This window comes from Bacillus sp. ISL-18, assembly GCF_018613415.1.
Classification (GTDB): domain Bacteria; phylum Bacillota; class Bacilli; order Bacillales; family Cytobacillaceae; genus Neobacillus.
Window position 1 is genome coordinate 39,791 of the sequence record NZ_JAGGQG010000024.1, and the last position, 19,884, is coordinate 59,674.

The 19,884-nt window shown below is 41.3% G+C and carries 13 protein-coding genes; 2 read left to right on the plus strand and 11 right to left on the minus strand.

Annotation, left to right across the window (positions count from 1 at the left end; translation table 11 throughout):
- Positions 1-48: 48 nt before the first annotated feature.
- From J7E81_RS25680 to J7E81_RS25700, 5 genes are all read right to left on the minus strand, one after another.
- Positions 49-663, minus strand: coding sequence for a YesL family protein (locus J7E81_RS25680; protein ID WP_215046837.1), 615 nt, complete (start codon positions 661-663; stop codon positions 49-51).
- A gap of 38 nt (positions 664-701) precedes the next feature.
- Positions 702-2,027 (minus strand): glycoside hydrolase family 125 protein, encoded by a 1,326-nt coding sequence (locus J7E81_RS25685; RefSeq protein WP_215046839.1) that lies wholly within the window; start codon positions 2,025-2,027, stop codon positions 702-704.
- 11 nt (positions 2,028-2,038) lie between these two features.
- On the minus strand, positions 2,039-4,735 hold the full coding sequence (locus J7E81_RS25690) for an alpha-mannosidase (protein WP_215046841.1): 2,697 nt from the start codon (positions 4,733-4,735) through the stop codon (positions 2,039-2,041).
- 546 nt (positions 4,736-5,281) lie between these two features.
- On the minus strand, positions 5,282-6,196 hold the full coding sequence (locus J7E81_RS25695) for a ribokinase (RefSeq protein WP_215046843.1): 915 nt from the start codon (positions 6,194-6,196) through the stop codon (positions 5,282-5,284).
- Positions 6,197-6,214: 18 nt separating this feature from the next.
- Positions 6,215-7,099 carry a MurR/RpiR family transcriptional regulator gene (locus J7E81_RS25700; protein WP_215046845.1) on the minus strand — a complete coding sequence of 295 codons (885 nt, stop codon included), beginning with the start codon at positions 7,097-7,099 and terminating at the stop codon, positions 6,215-6,217.
- 227 nt (positions 7,100-7,326) lie between these two features.
- Here J7E81_RS25700 and J7E81_RS25705 point away from each other — a divergent pair, with 227 nt between their 5' ends.
- The gene (locus J7E81_RS25705) at positions 7,327-8,313 is read left to right on the plus strand and encodes a sugar phosphate isomerase/epimerase family protein (protein ID WP_215046847.1); all 987 of its coding nucleotides are present in this window, start codon (positions 7,327-7,329) and stop codon (positions 8,311-8,313) included.
- Positions 8,314-8,334: 21 nt separating this feature from the next.
- Positions 8,335-9,588, plus strand: a complete 1,254-nt coding sequence (locus tag J7E81_RS25710; protein WP_215046849.1) for an MFS transporter — start codon at positions 8,335-8,337, stop codon at positions 9,586-9,588.
- Between the two features lie 390 nt (positions 9,589-9,978).
- Here J7E81_RS25710 and J7E81_RS25715 read toward each other — a convergent pair whose 3' ends face one another.
- The 6 genes from J7E81_RS25715 to arfA all read right to left on the minus strand — a co-directional run bounded on the left by J7E81_RS25715 (position 9,979) and on the right by arfA (position 19,798).
- A complete protein-coding gene (locus J7E81_RS25715; RefSeq protein ID WP_251028885.1) occupies positions 9,979-12,654 on the minus strand; it encodes an endo-beta-N-acetylglucosaminidase in 2,676 nt (891 codons plus the stop codon).
- Between the two features lie 1,095 nt (positions 12,655-13,749).
- Positions 13,750-15,561 (minus strand): acid phosphatase, encoded by a 1,812-nt coding sequence (locus J7E81_RS25720; RefSeq protein ID WP_215046851.1) that lies wholly within the window; start codon positions 15,559-15,561, stop codon positions 13,750-13,752.
- Between the two features lie 153 nt (positions 15,562-15,714).
- Complete coding sequence (gene kduD, locus J7E81_RS25725; RefSeq protein WP_215046853.1) at positions 15,715-16,470, minus strand: 2-dehydro-3-deoxy-D-gluconate 5-dehydrogenase KduD; 756 nt, start codon at positions 16,468-16,470, stop codon at positions 15,715-15,717.
- 23 nt (positions 16,471-16,493) lie between these two features.
- Positions 16,494-17,327, minus strand: a complete 834-nt coding sequence (locus J7E81_RS25730; RefSeq protein WP_215046855.1) for a sugar phosphate isomerase/epimerase family protein — start codon at positions 17,325-17,327, stop codon at positions 16,494-16,496.
- Between the two features lie 31 nt (positions 17,328-17,358).
- A complete protein-coding gene (kduI, locus tag J7E81_RS25735; RefSeq protein WP_215046857.1) occupies positions 17,359-18,189 on the minus strand; it encodes a 5-dehydro-4-deoxy-D-glucuronate isomerase in 831 nt (276 codons plus the stop codon).
- A 97-nt stretch (positions 18,190-18,286) separates the two neighbouring features.
- Positions 18,287-19,798: an arabinosylfuranosidase ArfA gene (arfA, locus tag J7E81_RS25740; protein ID WP_215046859.1), complete on the minus strand. Its 1,512-nt coding sequence runs from the start codon at positions 19,796-19,798 to the stop codon at positions 18,287-18,289.
- Between the last annotated feature and the right edge of the window lie 86 nt (positions 19,799-19,884).

The following is a 19,884-nucleotide window of genomic DNA, read 5'->3' on the forward strand; positions in this document are numbered from 1 at the left end:
TACAGGAATTGCCCCGCCTCGTATCACAGCTATACTCAACAGCAATAACTAACCATATACCCTCTCCAATTGAGTAAACCGGCTAAGACAAATCCTCATCATCCAATAAGCAGGAGCCACCGCAGAAATAAACGGGATAAGGCCTGGATACCGATTAATCAAATAGCCAATCACCATTAACCCGATTCCAATCAATAAACTGAAAGGCAAACTGGTCAATGTCATGAAAAAGGACTGCTTGATATATTCCTTATTGGAATACTCATAATGGACATAGATGGCAAAGAAATAGCCTGCCGCTAATAATAGGATGATCACTAAAAGGTAAAGAATAAGCGAAATAAAACTGCCTAACACACCTGTTAAAAAACCCTCTGTAATCCTGATATCGATAAAAAGAAACAGGCCAATGCTGTAAAAAACAAGGCCTATTCCATTGCTTCGCTTCCATTCTTTGAAATACACTTGCTTAAACGTCTTCCAAACAGGGAGATCGGTATCCTTCCTCAGCCATCTCGGGACAATCGTAAAAAGGGCCACAGTGGCAGGAAAAAAGCCAAACACCCCTAATCCCAAAGCGGTAAAGACAATCCAGCATACATTTGCTGTGATTGCCCTCCAGATCCACTCACAAACACCGATGATCCTTGAACTTTTTTCCATAATGGTACCAACCTTTCCAATCATCGATCAAAATGAACTTACGCTTGATTCATTTTCAAAAATTGTTGATCAAGCGGACTGCCTTTGACTGCTTTCCCTGTCAGACTTAGCACGAATTCACTAAACATCGTATTCGCCCATGCAAACCAGTCCCTTGTAAATTCCTCAGGGCCGTCGGCGTTAAAACCTTCATGCATAAAATTCGTACCGCCATCTGTGTTTTTAAAATAAGCTAATATCTGCTGCTTTTCCTCTTCACTCGTCGAGGTCATCCCTTGGATGGCCAGGGCGATATGCCAAATGTAGTGGTCCGGCGTATGCGGGCTGCCGATGCCCTTGGCATACTTTCCTTCGTAATAGTACGGATTATCCCTGCTCAAAAGGAACTTTCGTGTATGGATATACGTCCGATCATCAAATGGCAGGTACCCTAAATAAGGGGCTGCCAGCAAACTTGGAACATTGGCATCATCCATTAACTGGCTTCGACCCTCCCCATCTGTTTCATAGACATACATCTCGCCATAGATCGGGTGATCCAATTTTGCATATTGTTCAATCCCCTGCCTGATTTCCTCACGAAGTTGTAAGCACGCTTCTTTTAAGGAAGAATCCCTCAACACCTCGTCACAGATTTCCGCCGCATATCCTAACACGACAACTGCAAACATATTGGCTGGAACGAGGTATCCGTAGGTGCAGGCATCATCACTTGGACGGAACGCGCTCCAGGTCATTCCGGTTGGGACAACCCGCCCCCCTTTTCCTTCGCGGATTAAAGTATCCGATTGGCGCACATCGGCCCGTTCAAACCGGTAAGGAGACTGGTTTTCATGATCCTGCTCCGTCCTCCAAACCTGGATAATCGTCTCGAGCACCTCTTGGAACGTTTCTTTTATATAAGCTGTCCGTCCTGTTGACTTCCAAAATAGATAGGCAAGCTGGATCGGATAGCATAAGGAGTCAATTTCATATTTCCGTTCCCAAATATGGGGCGTCATCTGGGTGAGATCGCTCTGGTGCCCCTTGCCATTCGCCGTTTCATTAAAGGCATTGGCATAAGGGTCATGTAAGATAAAAGCGAATTGCTGGCGAATAACCCCTTCAAGTAAATCGGCCAGCTCCACATCCTCTTCCGCCGCAATCAAATAAGGGCGTACTTGGGCAGCAGAGTCTCTTAACCACATTGCAGGGATGTCTCCAGTGACGACAAATGTTTTTCCATCCTCTAATTTTTTCAACGTCGTTGTGTACGTATTAACAAAGCATTGTTCAAACATAGTGTGTAATTTTTCATCCCCAGGAAAATATTCCTTCACATGCTGGATTAATTTTTGCATCGATTTTGGAATTACGGCTGTCATTTTTCCCTCTCCTATCTGTTTGGTTGAAAACCTAGTGTAATAATTTCATAGCCAGCGACATCATACTGATTACTAGACTCATTGGTTTGTTCTTCAAGTATCGTGCTCTTGTAAATTAAAAAATCAGGTATGGATGCCTTAAGGCTAAGACTTTCTGGTGCCGGATTAAACCAGCGGATCATCACGTCATCACATTCTTCCGCCACTTTCATCGATGACCACGCAAGGCCCTCAGACTCCCACTTCACAAACTGATGGTCAGCTGGCAATGTTCCCTCATGAGCGCTTGTCTGGATCACCTGAAGCGGCACTTTATATTGATAAGCATCCACAAATGCTTTTGACGTAACCACATCCTCTTCATGCATGAACACCTGCCACTCGGCTGTCTGGATCCCTTGGCACTGGGCCTCTGGTGTCGGGAAGTAGCCCCAGTCGCCAAGCTCTGCAGTGGAACGAAGGACGGTGAGGGCAATCGTTCCTTCCGCTGGCAGGATTTCATATTCCTGAAGGCCATCTGTGGCCACGGTTAAGCCTATCTCTCCATCCGAAAGGCTTGAGAAGCGCTGCTGATGATGGCAGAAGCTAGGATTCTCCCATTCTTTTTCCGGCGTATTCGGGCGGGTCGCAATCTCAAAAGCACTGTCCGCCTGATGTTTCTCGGTTTGCAATCCGGTTGGGAACAGAACACGCAGGCGATGATCGGCAGCTTGATTGTCAATGGTCAGTTTAAAAGCAGGACCCTTCATTCCTTTTTCAAGCGTCACAACGGTTCGCAGCATGAGGACGCAAGTTTCAGATAATCGGCCCGACTTTCTTTCCTTGTGCCAAATCAAGCGATTCCGTTCGTCCGCTAATTGATCGTCCGCTGATACTGGGATCGTGATGGTATGCGTAAATTCAAGCTCCGTACGCAAAGCTGTTTTTTCAATAAAACGAAACTCGGCCGGAACCCCCTTTGTTGTAATCGGATCCTGTCCTTCTGCTTCCTTAAACATATATTCATTTCCGACATCCCCTGTGTCCTCGTAAATTCCGAGACGATAGAAGGTCTTACCGGCTGCTTTATTCGTAAGATCATAGGTGCCATCCTCATGAAACTGGATGCGTACATATTCATTTTCCATGACCAGACTATCATCGGCCGAGTGTCCGTTAAGCTGCCCGGCAGACTCCTGACACGGAACAAGATAGAACGTCTTGTAACCAAATGCTGGGATATCTTCTGCAAAGAAGCTTAGCTTGGCCCGCTTAGCAAAAAACGGCTGGCGGAATTTGTCATCCGGTAAATCATAGCCAAACTCAACCACTGAGTTTTCTAAATCAAATTCGATGGTCTTGCCAGCTTGATCCACCAGCTTGTAGGCCGGCATCTCTTTGTCCTGTAAATAGACTGGAATTTGTTCGAAATGCATTTGGGAAAAATACACCTTCTCCAGATCGACTGTTTTCGTGACGACTTCGTTTTTGGTCCATCCCGTTGTATTCATAACAACAAGAGGAATTCCGCCCTCCGGTTCGCTCGAGGTATCAATTTTTCCAGCAAGCTCTGCTGCCTGTTCCTGGACAAATACCTCTCCCATTTGCGAAACGGTTTCAAAGCGGGTAACCATTTCACGGTGCACCTCATCCACGCTGCAGCCGCAAATGCTGTCATGCGGGTGATTTTTCATCAATGATTTCCACATGAAGCGAAGATATTCCCTTGGGTACGTTTCGCCTGCTAAAAAGGCCATGCTGGCGAGTGGTTCAGCGATTTTCTCCAAAATGGTTTGACAGTGGTTGTTCCATTGCTTTAAATAAATCCGGCTGGATGCCGTATTGACTAGCGTCGACCAGCCATCGGTCCGCTGATTGCGCAATTCGCCTTCAATGACCTGCAGCTTCTCAGGAAGAGCTTCTTTTAAAGCTTCTGTATATTCATCGAAACTTGAATGCTTAAAAGTGTATTCAGGATACAGAGCAGATGCGGTTTCAATCGCCTGCGGAATCGTTTTTTGCAGCGGCTGGTGATCGCATCCGTTCATAAACAATAACTGATTGGTGGACGCATATTTTTCTGCATCACGCAGCTTTTGATCCCAGAATTTTTTTGCTTCCTCTTCGTTCACCGGGATTTCATTTCCGTTGGAGTACCAATTGGCAAAAAGAATGCCTAATACAGTGGAGCCGTCAGGTGATGACCAAATCATCTCGGAATAAGGTGATTCATATTCGGGAGCATCTGACACGGTGTTATTAAACCCGGTCGGTTTGACGCCCCTTCCAAAGGCAGCTGTATCAATTCCGGCCTGCTTTAAAAGCTGAGGCGCCTGCCCATAAATGCCAAAGGTATCAGGAAAATAACCAATTTTTGAGACATGCCCATAGGCTTTGCTATCATGTAAACCGATTTGCAGGTTTCGGACATTTGCTTCAGAGCTTGTTAAAAAGGCATCCTGCAGTACATACCACGGTCCGATATGCAGTTTTTTCTCTTCGATTAATTGTTTGACAATCTCCCTGTTCTCCGGATGTACAGCAAAATAATCTTCCAAAAGAACGGTTTGGCCATCAAGATGGAACGCTTGAAAGGCATTTCCTTCTTCTTTAAACTGAGCGATCATTTCATTCATCAGCTTTATGAAGTAATAACGGTGCTTTTCAAAAGGCAAATACCATTCCCTGTCCCAATGGGAGTGTGAAATAATATGCGCTGTTTTCTTCATGGACTCTTACCTGCTTTCTCTTAAAATAGCAAAACGAAAACGCTGTCATTTACTTTGATTTCATTTTAACAATCCAAGAAAATGGAGCAATAGATTACTCGTAAGTCCTATGGATTTTCCAGTGTTTCTAAAAATAGTTCATGAAAAATGGGGGCAGCCTCCATGAAGCAAGGGGACGGTTCTCTTGCTTCCAATCAAACCTCCCCTGCTCCCGAGATTAAGGACGAATTACTAAGGGGGCCAACCCTTGATTTCTAGCTTCCTAAGCTTAAAAAAGTGTCGAAGACCTTATCATGATTTGGGGGACTCTTCTTCTTTTCTAGATACTTACAACATCCACTTGAAGTACAAAAAAATTGCCCTCAAGGCTGTCCGAGAACAAGCCTTGAGGGCATCCAGTAATATTATAAAAGGGGGTCTGAAAATGATTATCTTAATAATAGCCTATTATTCTTTAAAAATTCTTAACATGCTGTAGTCGCTTTTTTTAGTTTCGCTTTCGATATTGCGACAAGAACCGTCACCTTGCTCCCCCGGCCATCCTCATCATACAACTTCAGTATGAAAAATTTCACTTTTGGTTGGAAATGAATCTTGTCCACCCTTTTTTGTCACTGTTATGGCACTTACATGAGTAGCGAATTTCATACATTGATCAATAGAGGATCCTTCTGACATAGCATAGATGAGTGCTCCGATAAAAGAATCTCCTGCCCCTGTAGCATCGACAGCATGAACATTCTCTGAGGGAAAAAACTCACTGTAAGATTCAGTTATCACTACGGATCCTTCTTTTCCCAATGTAATAACAACCATACCACCAGTTTGAGGAAGCATTTCTTGACCAACCCCAATTGCATCAACAGAAGATTGGATCGTTTTCCCTGACATGAAGGCTGCTTCAGTTTCATTTACAACTAATATATCAACAGATTTTAATATAGCATTTTTTATTTTACGAGCAGGAGCATTATTTAAAACTATTTTTAAGTTATCTTTTTTATATTTGTCAATAATATATTCTACAACTTCTTCAGGAATCTCTTGTTGTAAGACTATATAAGCAGTGGAATCAAACAAATGAGAAATTTCATCAATATCATTTACTGTAATTAGATGGTTAGCTCCTTTAACTATGGTACTATAATAATCTCCGTCCGGCATGACATGAACTACACCTATGCCGGTTGAGCCCTGTTTTTTTATATAAGAAGTATTAACCCCAAAGGCAGTTAATGAACCAACTAAAGCTTCACCAAAACGATCATCCCCAACTTTACCAACCATGATCGTTGGCAATCCTAGCTTTGCACATTGAGCTGCTTGATTGGCACCTTTTCCTCCGGCACTTTGAACCAATTCATCAGCAACAAATGTTTCACCTTTATTTGGCATACGCTGTTGTTTGACAATAATATCATAATTTAAGCTACCAATAACAACTACATTTTTTGATTCCACTCTATATCCCTCCAGATGTTAAGTTCGGTGTGATATAACCGATTCTTTTGTTTTTAATAGGTTTTCATAAGATAAATTTTGCTGATTCAAGCTTAAAATTGTGAATAAAACATCCAATATATTTAATTGAGCAATTCTTGCAGCAGCATTTTCACCTGTAATAGGGGAATTACGGGCAGAAGAATGCAAAATAATATTTGAAAATTCCGTAACTGGACTTTTAACATGATTTGTAACACAAATGGTAGTTGAGTCATTTTCTTGTGCTAGTTTGAAAATATTGATCACATCTTTAGAAGTACCTGAGTGAGATACACCTAAAACTACGTCTCCTTTTTTCAATAGTGACGAGCCCATTAATTGCATATGTGAATCTCTATAAAATATTGCAAAAATACCGATTTTTAATAATTTATGTTGAAAATCTTCACAAAGGACACCCGAACCACCGCTGCCTACTAATACTAACTTTCCTTTAGATTGAATGCTTTTTAACGCACTTACTGCTTTACTCAGCTCTTGCCGGTTAATGACAGCTAATGTATCTTGTAGTGCAACAATTGAATTAAAAAAGACTTTCTCTAATATCGTTTCATTATCATCTTCATACTCAAAATCCTCTTGCATTTCATCATTGATCGCAGTTTCTCCATTTTTCAAGAAATCAGCTATCACATGTTTTAACTCATAAAATCCTTCACATTTAAGTTTTTTACATACTTTAGTAATACTTGATTCACTTACATTGAGATGAGCCGCAAGATCACTAATTGTCATTTTTGCTAATTCCTGATATTGATTGCTTATAAAATTTACTATTAGTTTTTCTTTTTTACCAAGCGACGGAGCAATGCTTCGAGCATATAAAATTACTTCTTTTCCCTCTATATTATTGGATTTCATCGTTATACCTTCCTTCTGAGCTGAGTTCATTATACCATAATAAATAAGCGGTTCCAAAAAAATATTTTATTTTTATTTTACCGAAAGTAAAATATACATAGGTAAATTCATTGAAAATAAATATTTTCAGTCAAGTTTTTTATTTTTGTTTACTAATTAGTAAAATTAATCTTATAATCGGTTTAAGTTAAACCTTCCTTCCGATAAAAACAAAGAGGAGTGCTATTATGAAATTTTCAACTAGATTAAATTCTTTTAAGACAAAAAAGGAAATCTTCTTTAAAGATGTGGACAGTAAATCATTGACCACAGTGGATTATATCTCCAGAATGGCAACTGTTAAGGGACTAACTCACGTTGAGCTCAATTACCCTGAACATTTTGACGGAGTGACAGTTGAAGAGATCCAAAATAGTTTGGAGAAAACAAATCTAAAGATAAGTGGAATTGCCTTGCGATTTTCAGGTAGTTATACTTACGGTGAATTTGCCAATCCAGATGAAAGTATTAGGGAAAAAGCAATTGCAACTACAATGGAAGCTGTACAATTATGCAATGATTTAGGCGGGGATGTTACTACTATTTGGCTTGCGAACGATGGGTTTGATTATCCATTTCAATTGGATTATGAAAAGGCACTAGATAAAGTTGTCGATGCTTTAAAGCAAATAACTCAAGCATATCCTGATAGTAAAATTAGTTTTGAATATAAGCCATATCAACCAAGAGCTTTCTCTTTAGTAGGTGATATTTCCACTACATTATTGGTGCTTGAAGAAGTAGGTTCACCTAACTTAGGAGTTACGCTTGATTTTTGCCATATGCTAATGAGAAAAGAGAATCCAGCTTATTCACTAGCTCTAGCAGCAAGAAAAAATAGAGTAATGGGATTTCATTTAAATGACGGTTATAACGATAATGATGATGGATTAATGCTTGGAACTGTTCATTTACTTCAAACACTTGAATTTATCTATTATGCGAAAAAATATAACTATGAGGGACTTATTTATTTTGATACATTCCCAATTCGTGAAGATCCTGTAAAAGAATGTGAGCAAAATATTAAAATGTACAAAGCGCTAGATGCCTTTTTAGAAAATTATGGATTAGATAACATTGAAAAAATAATTCAAAACGAAAATGCACTGGAAGCCCAACAGCTATTATTGAGTTTAATAAAAAACCAAACAGATAATCTTGTTACAATCTAGTATCTAAAGGAGAGGTTTGCGATGCTGAATAAGATTGGATTACCAAAAAACTTATTATGGGGTTATATAGGTCTTACTATATTTATGATCGGTGACGGTGTGGAACAAGCATGGATTTCACCATACTTAGTTTCAAGAGGGATGAGCGTTGAAGACGCCTCCCTTTTACTCACTGTTTACGGTATTACAGTTGCGATTGCTGCCTGGTTCTCTGGAGTATTAGTGCAAACACTTGGACCTCGGAAAACAATGTCCTTTGGGTTAATCGCTTTCATACTTGGAAGTCTTGGTTTTATTGGGTTAGGAATTTATAAGTTGAACTTTGCTACCATGTTACCGTTTTATGCAATAAGAGGTCTTGGATATCCTTTATTTGCTTATTCATTCCTGACATGGATTAATTACAGCTCACCGTTAAAAATAAGAGGTACAGCAGTAGGTTGGTTCTGGTTTATGTTTTCTCTAGGGCTAAGCGTTATAGGACCTTATTACTCATCAGTTGCTATACCTGCAATCGGGCATATTAACGTTTTATGGACAGGGCTAATTTTTGTTGTAATCGGTTCCTTAGTGGGTATTTTGGTTAATAAAGATAAAGTACCAGAATCTGAAATCCATAAATTTGAATTAAACGAACTAATGAAAGGGATAACAATTTTAAAAAGAAAACAAATCTCTTTAGGACTTATAGTAAAAACTGTTAATGGATTAGCACAATATGGACTTGCTGTATTTATGCCTATCTATCTTGCCCAATTTGGTTACTCCACAACAGAATGGCTGCATATGTGGTCTACAGTATTTACAGTAGCAATTTTTGCTAACCTGTTCTTTGGATTTCTTGGAGATCGAATCGGATGGAGAAATACAATCCAATGGGTTGGAGGAGTAGCATACGCAGTTGTTCTGGTACTTGTTTACTTTACTCCCCAAATGGTAGGTCATAATTATTTAATCATGACTTTCGTGTTAAGCTTATGCGGTGTGACAATGGCAGGATATGTTCCATTATCAGCACTTTTCCCTCTACTCGCACCAGATAATAAAGGAGCTGCAATGTCTATCTTAAATTTAGGGGCTGGTTTAGGTACGTTTATAGCTCCTGCCATTGCAGGATTGTTCTTTAAGCCACTTGGAGCAGAAGGTGTTTTATTCATCTATGCAGGTTTTTATATTATAAGTGCCATTTTAACTCCATTATTGAAAACACCAGATGAATTAGGAGAAAATGGTAATAAAGGTGATCATTCAAATAAAAGCGTTGTCAACCTTTAAAATTTACGAATTTAAAAAAGTGGGAAAAGTTACAATGTTTTTTCCACTTTTTTCCTAAAGACTCTTTTGGAAGACCTGCAAAGGAACCCAAATTGATGTGTAAGCTGCTATTCTTGGAACATTATTGAAGAGGTTTACGGAGATAAAGGGTATTTTAGAATGACCTATTAAGTATGTCCATACAGGCAAAATTGACGGCGATAGCAGTAAATTTAAAGAGGATAGCAGCAATTGTATCCTCTCTTCTTTACTGTTTTCCTCTAAAAACCTACTTAATTTCCTTAAATGACAATCTCTTCATATATAAATCGTATATATAGGATTAAGTTTTTCACAGGTCTCGGACGGTTCTCTTGCTTCCAAGCAACCTTCCCCTGCTTCCTTAAGACCCTATGGATTGAGATATCCATGTACTTCAAATTCATATATTCTCGCAGCTGTATCGCCGCCCTGAGTCGGCTTGTCAACCAACAAACGGACATACCGCGCGTTTGTAAAAGTGACGCTGTGCTCCGAAACAGCCGCTGTGTTATCAATCACCTTCACCGCCTCTGTCCAATTTACTCCATCCAAACTTACTTCAATTCGGAATGCCTGAGTGTTAAAGGCTGCTGGCTCCCCGCCCGCCTCTGCATGGCGAATGACAAACTTGGAAACGGCATATTGGCCGCCAAGATCGACCTGTAACCAATGAGGAGGATTCCCCAAGGCGCACCATTTACTGTTATCCGTTACCTTGCCATCGAATGCGAACTTCGCCGCCTCAGTCGGAGAACATTGTCCGCTGGCAATGGCGGTCTTGTTCAATGCCACATTTTTAATGTCCTTGGCCGCTTCAGAAATGGTGATCATTTCCTTCTTAGCGAGGACACTCTCGCCCTCGCTGTTTTTCGCAATGAGGGTCACCGAGTAGACGCCTTCTTTATCATAGGTGACGACCGGATTTTCCTCATGGCTCACAGCTGGAGTGCCGCCTTCAAACTGCCATTCCCATTCTTCCGTTACTTCAGATGACTTATTAATAAAGTGAATTTCCTGGCCTGGAGCCGCTACCGTTTTATCCGCACTAAAATCAGCCTCAGGCTTTGGATACGCGGGCCAATCGAACGTAACAGCCGTTGGCTCACTGCGTTTGAAATCTTTGCTCACTGCAACAATTTCCAATGTCGTGCTGCTTTCTTTACCACTGCGCTTTAACTTGGATAGGTAATAAACCTGGTTAGGGGTAGCGCCAACAAACTCTTTTTCATTGTTCGGCAGCTTCCGGTAAATTTCATAGTGGCTCACATCAGAATCAGATGCCTTCCATGCAAGCGGGACATCCGCGTAGATTCCTTTGTTGTACTCCACTTTATTGACCTTTGCCTCAGTCGGAGCATCGATGGAATCATGTTTTTCCTGTTTATTATAAATCTTGATTTCTCCGATATTGGTCGTAAAATCTTTCACATCCTTGTCACTCTCAACAAGAAGAGAAAGGGCCGCGATTTTTTTATCACTGTATTTTTTAAGTTTAATAGTGTCAGTCGTCCACGGTTGGTCCGTTAGTTTTTTTACATCAAAAAACACAAATTGACTTGGGTTGTCCGTAAAGCTGACTCCTACTTTCATGTTTGGTTTTTTCATATCTGTTTTGTAAGTCAACGAGATTTCCGTATCCTTTTGGATCGGCAGATTGGTTTTATAAAGCTTGATATGTGTAGGGTTGTCCGCTTCAATCGTTCCAGAAAGCTTTAACGAACTGCCGCCATTATAAGCCGTATCCCAATCGAAATTGACGTCAACCAATTGTCCGCCTTCCTTCAGCCAGCGCCAAGTCGGAAGGATATCCTGAAGACTGCGGTTATTCCAAGATTGTTTGCTTACCGTATTTCCATCTGTTGCAAAAAACTTGCCGCTTCCTGTATTAAAATGAGTCACAAAAGGAAGTTCCTGAATGGCCGTTTTAGCAGCAAAATAGTTGGCCATCCCTTTCCAAGTTCCGTTATTGCTGGTGGATGCCGGATTTCCAGACCTACCAACCCAGAATTCATTTTCCTTTTGGTAAAACTCCTCCATCGTGGAAGCCGTTTTAAAGGCCCAATCCGGACGATAAATTCCTAAAGAGGTTAATGGTGCTTTGCCCTCAGGGAAAATCCCCTCCCAAGCAACATTTGTACTTGTCCCATTTGCTTCCACATCAATCCCGGTAAAAATATCATACGGGCTTCTGCCAAGTTCCTGGGCTTTAGCAGCAGAAGACTGCTGGTTGCGCCACCAGAAGTTTAAAAACATACTGTCAGAAACACGTGACCCTCCGTCCTGTAGGAAGCTTGAGTTTTTGTCGTTCAACGCATTTTGCCAGCTAACCTTCCCATCTTTCGTCATCGAATCATACCACATGATCTGCATGCCTTCTGACTTATGCTGCTGAAGATAGACAAGGAAATCCTTCATTTTTTGAGCCGTTTGAGCATTTCCGCCTTCGGTTTCCTGGTTAATAAACCAGCCATCAAATCCGTAATAGCGTGCAACTTCAATCAGCTTGTCGGCAGCAGGAAAGGAGCCATCCTCCCGCTGAGCCAGCATTTGGTTCAGCCACTCCACCTTACCGCCATATACAGTCGGCGGAAAGAAAACGTTTCCTAAAATGGGTACGCCGTTTTTATGGGCCGCGTCAATGACGTCCGCGCTTGGCGGCACGATGATTCCCTCGCCGGAAGAACCCGCCCAATACACCATTAAGTCAACGTATTGCCAATAACTGAAGGTATTTGCCAAAAACTCTTTCCCGCCTTGTGAAGGTACACCGCTTGTTGTGGGGTTGAGTGCAGACAAAGCCACTAACTTTGCATCTGACTGGGCATGGTCATTGACCTTGTACAGCACATCCCGTTTGCCTAATGGGATTTGGCTTCGGTTAAATACAGCATTCGGATCGTTCTCTGGTGTCCAGTTCAATAATTGTTCGGGATACCAATAAGATGATTCTGGCTGTTTGGCATAACTAGTGTTAGGTGATAACCCCACAATCAAGATGCATAAAAAGAAAACCAGCCACCAATAGCCCTTTTTCATGTTTTTCATTGTTTCTCCTCTCCCTCTGTCTATTTTTTATATTGAAGCTTATGTAAGCATGCTTCCCCTTTTCCTGCGTCAAACCCAAAATGATAGCGCTGCCAAATTTATGACCCGAGTTTTTTCTGTCATTCATTCCCATTGGGCTCTTTTTTCTCACATCTTATTCTGAGCGGTGGGCCCCGTCAATGTATGCATAAAATGTGATTTAGTTTTTCCATTATCTCTAAGGTTTTTCCATTAAAACTATAAGCTGGGGGAATGGTTCTTTAAGGGTACATTCGGAATTTTTTTCGTGAAAAGTTATTTTAATAGGTAAGATCTTTCGCAAAATTTCTTTATTGCCCGCTACAAGAACCGTCCTCATGCTTCTTTGAGAAGCAAAAGAATGGCGAATCGACAGCGTTTCGCCCCCTTTCCCTATATGCTATACTAATCAAACGTTTAATTAAAAAAGCCGAAATGTTCATCCCGCTTAATTTATCCTTCAATATTAGTAAAAAGATTGTCGAGCAAGGTTAGAATACTTCATAAATAAAACTTCAATTTCCCGGAAAATTCTATTGTTATCGACTCAACCAACACTTTTCTCGTCAATTCCCTTTATTTCTCAACTAATTAAACATTTGTTTAAAAACAATATTAACCACGTCATTGCTGAATTTGTTACCACAATTGCGTGAAATAAATGTCGAGAGCTGCCCTATTTAATAGAGCTCTAGAAAAACATTTCCTCCCTCAACCTAGCCCGGATTTGAGCATGTTAATGACATATGCTTCTTCGGATCATTGCCAAGTTATTACTTCCCATTCAGATAGACATAAAAACAGGGTCAGTCCCAGATAAAAACGGACTGACCCTGTAATATTCTATTAATAAGAAGTGCTTGCTATTTTATTTGAATAAGATTTTGATGCCATTGCATTTCTTTATAAATTTCACTAGATTAACAACTCTACTTGTTCTCTCCCTTTTATCTGTCCCCTGGCAACGCTACTTACTGGACTGCTCTCAAGTGTATGGGAGCATAAAATACGTCCTCATGCTCCCATTAATCAGAAAAAAGAAGCATAAGAACCGTCCCTGTGTCTTTTTTGAACTAGCTATTTTTTTATGACCTTTAATTGGATTTTGTTGGACTTATAGATAACCTTTACATTGTATTGGCTTGGTAAACCCACGGCCTCAATGGAAGAAAATTTTCCTTTAAGTTCATTCTTGTCATAGTTTATGAGCGTTAACTCATTAGCAGGTACATTATTATCAGAAAAGTCCAGACGTAATTTTCCATTGATGGTGGCCTTGCCCTCAATATCAACCTGATCATTTGGACTATCAAGGGTGAGCTCAAGCGTTCCCTGATTAGATTGTGTGTAATTTCCGCCTATGACCAATTTTCCAGAAACATTTTCTTTAAGTGTGCCTCCGTTATTCACAATATCCCCGCTGCCAAAAGCTGTCTCAGTATCCCCTTCTAGTATGCCTTGGTCAATCACTGTACCACCGGTGTAAGTGTTCTGGCCTTGCAGCATTAACGTACCTGTCCCCTTTTTGGTCAGCTTTCCTGTACCAGAAATATCGTTGCGCCAATGGTCGAATGCATTGAAACCGCCTTTGGAGGCGTCCATCGCCACCGTTACGTCTTGGACGAAAGCACCATAGCCATCTGCTGCTGCGAAAAGATTTAACCTCCCCCATCCCTCAGGATCGTCAAGTACGGGATAGCCGGAAGGAAGGCCAGTCGTAGCTAAAACCCAGCGGCGCTGAGTGCTGTCAAGATACGGCAGACGTGTTTCCAGCAAGACTTCTGCTCCCTTAGGAACAACCATTGGTTTTGTACTTGAGTTAATCTGGTCAAATCCATAGGTTAATCGTTGCGTAAAATCCTGTTTGTTCTTGGCATAATCTGCAAAGCGATCTACCGCTGTACCCGTTTGGGTTAACAATTTAGTTTGAGCTTCGTCATAAGCCGCCTTCTTCAGATCCTCATTGGCTGGGTCGGACAGAATCGACGCTGCCAGTGCAGTCGCCATCACCCGTCCGCCAATAACGTCAAGGGTAGAGTGCATACCGGCAACAATCCGGTTGTTCCCAAGCTCTGAAGCACGCGTAAGCATTTCCTGATAACGTTCCGGGATGGCATAAGCCATCGCAAGAGAAGCAAGATAAGCTGCATTGGTATGGCCGCTCGGGAACCCGCCATTTTTACTCGGATCAGGGTCTATAGAAGAACGAATGGACGGAACGACAATGTCAGGGCTGGTCCAGCGAAACGGTCGCATATAACTATAGTAATTCTTAGCCGGTGTTGTGGATGAATAGTTGCCGCGCAAAGTCTTTACCAGATTTACGATGTTACCAAGATTGGAATTAGTAAGTCCTGCATCAGTTCCCCCATCGTTATATACTACAGTCCCAGCATCTGCCGGGATACTGTTGATAGTTGTTGTCGCCCCGGCGTTCTCACGATAGACATCAGTTAGTGAACCAAGTCCATCGATGACGCTGTAGCTTTGACCTCGACGCTCATCGAAATAGGCTGCATCCTCTTGGCTGGAAGTACGGCTGCTTGTAATGTCAAGTACCTTTTGAATGTTGGCATCAAGCACAGCGCTGTTCAGTTTAGTCCCTGTATCCCAAGTAGGACCGGGAGCCCATAACTTATTAAATTCAGAAAGCACCCCAATGGTCGGATTTGAATCGACCGTCATATTGGCGGAGTTATTATTTTTGTATGTATCTACAAAATACCCCCAAGATGGCTGTGCTGCCGGATATACGTTCATTGGAAGAGCAGTTTGTTCCGATTGTGGCTTTAGATTTGCAGCTGCACTCACCTTACTTCCATTATAGGAACTTAAAAGCAACGGCAGAGACAATGCGGCAATTGAAAGATGCTTCGTTAATTTTTTCACTCTTAGGTCCTCTCCCCTCTTAAACTAGTTTTCTCTTATAATATTTTTAAAATAAAACCTAAATAGTACCTTTTCTCCTCCATTTAATTATGTTTAGGAAAGTGCTTAACCTAATCCAGACCAAAAAAGGGGTCAGACCCTTTTTTAAATCCCTCAGGAGCTCATCCAGCCGCCATCGACGCATAATATATGGCCATTTACATAGTTTGATGCATCCGAAGCAAGAAACACCACAGCGCCTTTTAAATCCTCCGGTCTGCCCCAGCGGCCTTGAGGGATCCTGGCGGTAATGGAAGCGTTGCGATCAGCATTTTCCCGAATGGGTGCAGTATTATCGGTCTCAAAATAACCAGGTGCGATTGCATTTACATTTACCCCTTTACCCGCCCACTCATTGGCAAATGATTTCGTTAAACCAGCAACCGCATGCTTACTTGCCGTATAGGCAGGAACTCGCATTCCACCTTGGAACGAAAGCATCGAAGCAATATTGATAATTTTTCCAGATCCTCTTTCAATCATATGTTTTCCGATATCCCGGCATAATTGAAAAACTGCATGCTGGTTGACATTGATCACATCATACCAATCTTCATCCTGGGTATTGACTGCTTCATCACGGCGGATAATACCAGCATTGTTTACTAAAATATCAATTTGTCCCAAAACGGAAAGGGCATCCGCTGTAAGTTGGGAAGCAGCACCATGCTTAGACAAATCGGCCTTTATTTCATAAAAAACTCCCCCAACAGCCTCTATTTGCTTTCGAGTTTGGGACATATCACTCATTCCCGCCCCAATAACAGATGCACCTGCCTCTGCAAGCCCAACAGCCATTCCCTGCCCCAAACCGCGGCTGGCTCCCGTTACAAGCGCTACTTTTCCTTTTAATGAAAATAATGATTGCATCTTTGTCCCATCTCCTTTACTATTCATGCCTGCTCATATTTTTCTCTTAAATACATTAAACTACTTTCAATAAACGGCTCTTCCGTTTCTTCCATTATGATTTGAATAAATGGTTTCTTAGCTTTAACTAAAGGAAATAAGAAATCGTAGTTTAATAGTCCTTTACCAACCGCTGTCGTGATGACCCTGTCACCCTCAACGATAAAATCCTTAGCATGGAAAATGGCCATTCTATCCCCAAATAGCTCCAGTGCCTCTAGAAAAACTTCTTCTTGATGCTGGTAGTTATCGATCGTTAAGAAATTAACTGGATCAAAAACAACTTGGAGATTATTGGAATGCACACTATCTAACAGTCTTTTAAGTGTTTTCGGGGAATAGACCGGATGATTCACCCCAGCCTCTACTCCTACAATCACTCCAAACTTTTCAGCCTCTTCAACTAATTCGCGTACAGTTGTTACTACTTCTTGGAATGGTTCTTCTTTGAAATTTTCCTCTGTATAAATAATTTCAGCATTAACATTACCCGTTTCGCTGGCAACAATACTGCATCCAAAATCCCTGGCATAGCGGATATGCTCTTTAAATCGCTCGATTCCATATCTTCTTTCCGTTTGATCAGGATGAATCATATTAAAATAGCAGCCAAGCACGGCAATATCGATATTTTCTGCGGAAAACGCTCTTCGGATATGATGGGCAAAGCCAGGACTTAAGCTTCCCAAATCTGAATTAACATCCAGAGATTTTTTTAAGACTAGCTGAACAGAGTTTAACCCTTTATCAGCCATTACTCTCGTTAATTCATTTAACGGACGTTTCTTAAAATCATGACCTCTTACCCCTAAATTCATTGTTATCACCTCTATCCAATTAGGAAATCTATTATTTTAAATCTTCCATCTTCACATGATCCATGTCATCATACGTGATGTTTTCACCACACATCCCCCAAATAAACGTATAGTTACTTGTTGCCGTTCCAGTATGAATCGACCAGCTCGGTGATATCACCGCCTGTTCATTTTTAAGCACTAAATGTCTTGTTTCATCCGGCTTTCCCATAAAGTGGAATACACGTGTATCTGGCTCCATATTAAAATAGAAGTATACTTCCATGCGGCGCTCATGAGTATGGCAAGGCATTGTATTCCACACACTTCCAGGAGAAAGCATCGTCAAGCCCATTTGAAGCTGGCAGCTTTCACAGACATTCGGATGGATGTATTGATGGATTTTCCGTTCATTTAATGTCTCGTTTGCCCCTGCTTCAAGCGGTTTAATTTCATGAATGTCAATTTTCACTGTTGGATACTTATGATGGGCAGGAGTTGAGTTAATATAAAATTTTGCTGGATTCGCAGCGTCCTTTGAACGGAATAACACTTCCTCCGTCCCTTTTCCAACATATAAGCCGTCATAGCGGATCATGTCATATTCCACACCATCGAGGGAGACAACTCCATCTCCGCCGATGTTAATAATCCCCATTTCACGCCGTTCCAAGAAATAATTAACCCCTAACTCTTTATCCAGTGTTATTGCTAATTCTTGTTTTGCAGGGGTTACCCCGCCAAAGATCATCCGGTCAACATGTGTGTAAGTTAAATGCACTTGATCGGCTTCAAACAGTGTATCTACTAAAAAATGCTTTCGTAATTCATCTGTTGTATATCTTTTAATCTCCTCAGGATGGTTCGCATAACGTGTTTCCATTTTATATTCTCCTTTATTGAAATGTATTTGAACAATTGAAAAAATGTTTCCCTATCCTTTCGATCTGGTGCTAGAAAAGATAGGAGAACCCAGTTTTTTACTTTCGCTTTGCCAACCGGATTACATTCCATGATAACTTCGGAAGTTCGGTTGAAACTCGGCCATTTTCTGACTTTGCATTCCCATTGGAATGTGGTGCAACAGGAGTTCCATCTGCTGAGTTGGTAAGCTTTAGGTCATCATTTTCAAGAACGGTATGTTCCATCACTTCATAGCCTTCAAAGTTTCGGATATCCACCTCTAATTCCAACCCTTCTTGTAAATGGCGGTTTACGGCAAATATCGTCAGCTGTTCATTCTCCTCGTTATAAACGGCAGTGGATTCTAAGTACGGAACATCCGTGAAATCTTTGCTATCATATTTTGGACTTGAAATAATCGGATTTAATGCAACACCTCTACCATAAACAGAAGCATGCATATAGGGATAGAAAATAGTTTGTTTCCATGCCTTCCCGTTATTTTCAGTCATGATCGGAGCAATGACGTTCACTAATTGAGCAAGGCAAGCAATCTTTAATCGGTCCGCATGCTTTAACATGGTAATCAGCATACAACCAACTAATAAAGCATCTTCAAACGTATAAATATCTTCAAGCTGCGGAGGAGCAATACTCCATGGCTGAATCTTCTGATCTGCCTCATTACTGTGGTACCAAACATTCCATTCATCAAATGCAAGATTAATATTCTTTTTGCCGCGCTTTTTGGCTTTAATATAGTCGGCAATTGAAATGACAGAACGAATGAAATCATCCATTTCAAGGGAAAGAGCTAAATAGTTAGAAATATCATTGTCACGATTCCCATAATATTGGTGAAGAGAGATATATTCAACATGATCATACGTATGATCAAGTACAGTGGCCTCCCAATCTGCAAAAGTCGGCATCGTACGGCTTGAGCTTCCGCAGGCAACTAGCTCAATAGTTGGGTCGACCCATTTCATTACTTTTGCAGCTTCTTGAGCAATCCGGCCATATTCAACAGCAGTCTTGTGACCAATTTGCCATGGACCGTCCATTTCGTTACCTAAACACCAAGTCTTGATCCCATAAGGATCCTTTACACCGTGAGAGATTCGCAGGTCACTATAGTAAGAGCCTCCCGGATGATTACAGTATTCTACTAAATTTCTTGCAGCATCAATGCCGCGGGTTCCGAGGTTTACAGCCATGTTCACTTCAGCGTTTGCCAGCTTGGCCCACTTCATGAACTCGTTCGTTCCAATTTCATTTGTTTCCGTCGTACGCCACGCCAATTCCAGGCGGTGCGGACGCTGTGCCACAGGGCCTACCCCATCTTCCCAGTTATAACCGGAAACAAAATTCCCACCGGGATAACGGACTAATGGTACCTGAAGCTCTTTTACCATTTCGATTACATCCTGACGGAATCCATTTTCGTCCGCCTGAGGATGCCCTGGCTCGTAAATACCGCCATATACGGCACGGCCTAAATGTTCTATGAAGGAACCATAAATGCGATTATCAATCTCAGAGATTCTAAAATCTTTTTCTAAAATCATTTTAGCTTTGTTAGTTGTCATCCTTCTCTTCCTTCCATGATCTATTTATTTAAGTACCAAGTTCTAATAGGGCGCACCGATTGGACCGCCCTACCGCTTCAAAAAAG

Excerpts from the sequence above, each read along its gene's own strand:
- J7E81_RS25680 (WP_215046837.1), bottom strand. The coding sequence starts at position 663 with ATGGAAAAAAGTTCAAGGATCATCGGTGTTTGTGAGTGGATCTGGAGG.
- J7E81_RS25685 (WP_215046839.1), bottom strand. The coding sequence starts at position 2,027 with ATGACAGCCGTAATTCCAAAATCGATGCAAAAATTAATCCAGCATGTG.
- J7E81_RS25690 (WP_215046841.1), bottom strand. The coding sequence starts at position 4,735 with ATGAAGAAAACAGCGCATATTATTTCACACTCCCATTGGGACAGGGAA.
- J7E81_RS25700 (WP_215046845.1), bottom strand. The coding sequence starts at position 7,099 with ATGAAATCCAATAATATAGAGGGAAAAGAAGTAATTTTATATGCTCGA.
- J7E81_RS25705 (WP_215046847.1), top strand. The coding sequence starts at position 7,327 with ATGAAATTTTCAACTAGATTAAATTCTTTTAAGACAAAAAAGGAAATC.
- J7E81_RS25710 (WP_215046849.1), top strand. The coding sequence starts at position 8,335 with ATGCTGAATAAGATTGGATTACCAAAAAACTTATTATGGGGTTATATA.
- J7E81_RS25715 (WP_251028885.1), bottom strand. The coding sequence starts at position 12,654 with ATGAAAAACATGAAAAAGGGCTATTGGTGGCTGGTTTTCTTTTTATGC.
- kduD (WP_215046853.1), bottom strand. The coding sequence starts at position 16,470 with ATGCAATCATTATTTTCATTAAAAGGAAAAGTAGCGCTTGTAACGGGA.
- J7E81_RS25730 (WP_215046855.1), bottom strand. The coding sequence starts at position 17,327 with ATGAATTTAGGGGTAAGAGGTCATGATTTTAAGAAACGTCCGTTAAAT.
- kduI (WP_215046857.1), bottom strand. The coding sequence starts at position 18,189 with ATGGAAACACGTTATGCGAACCATCCTGAGGAGATTAAAAGATATACA.
- arfA (WP_215046859.1), bottom strand. The coding sequence starts at position 19,798 with ATGACAACTAACAAAGCTAAAATGATTTTAGAAAAAGATTTTAGAATC.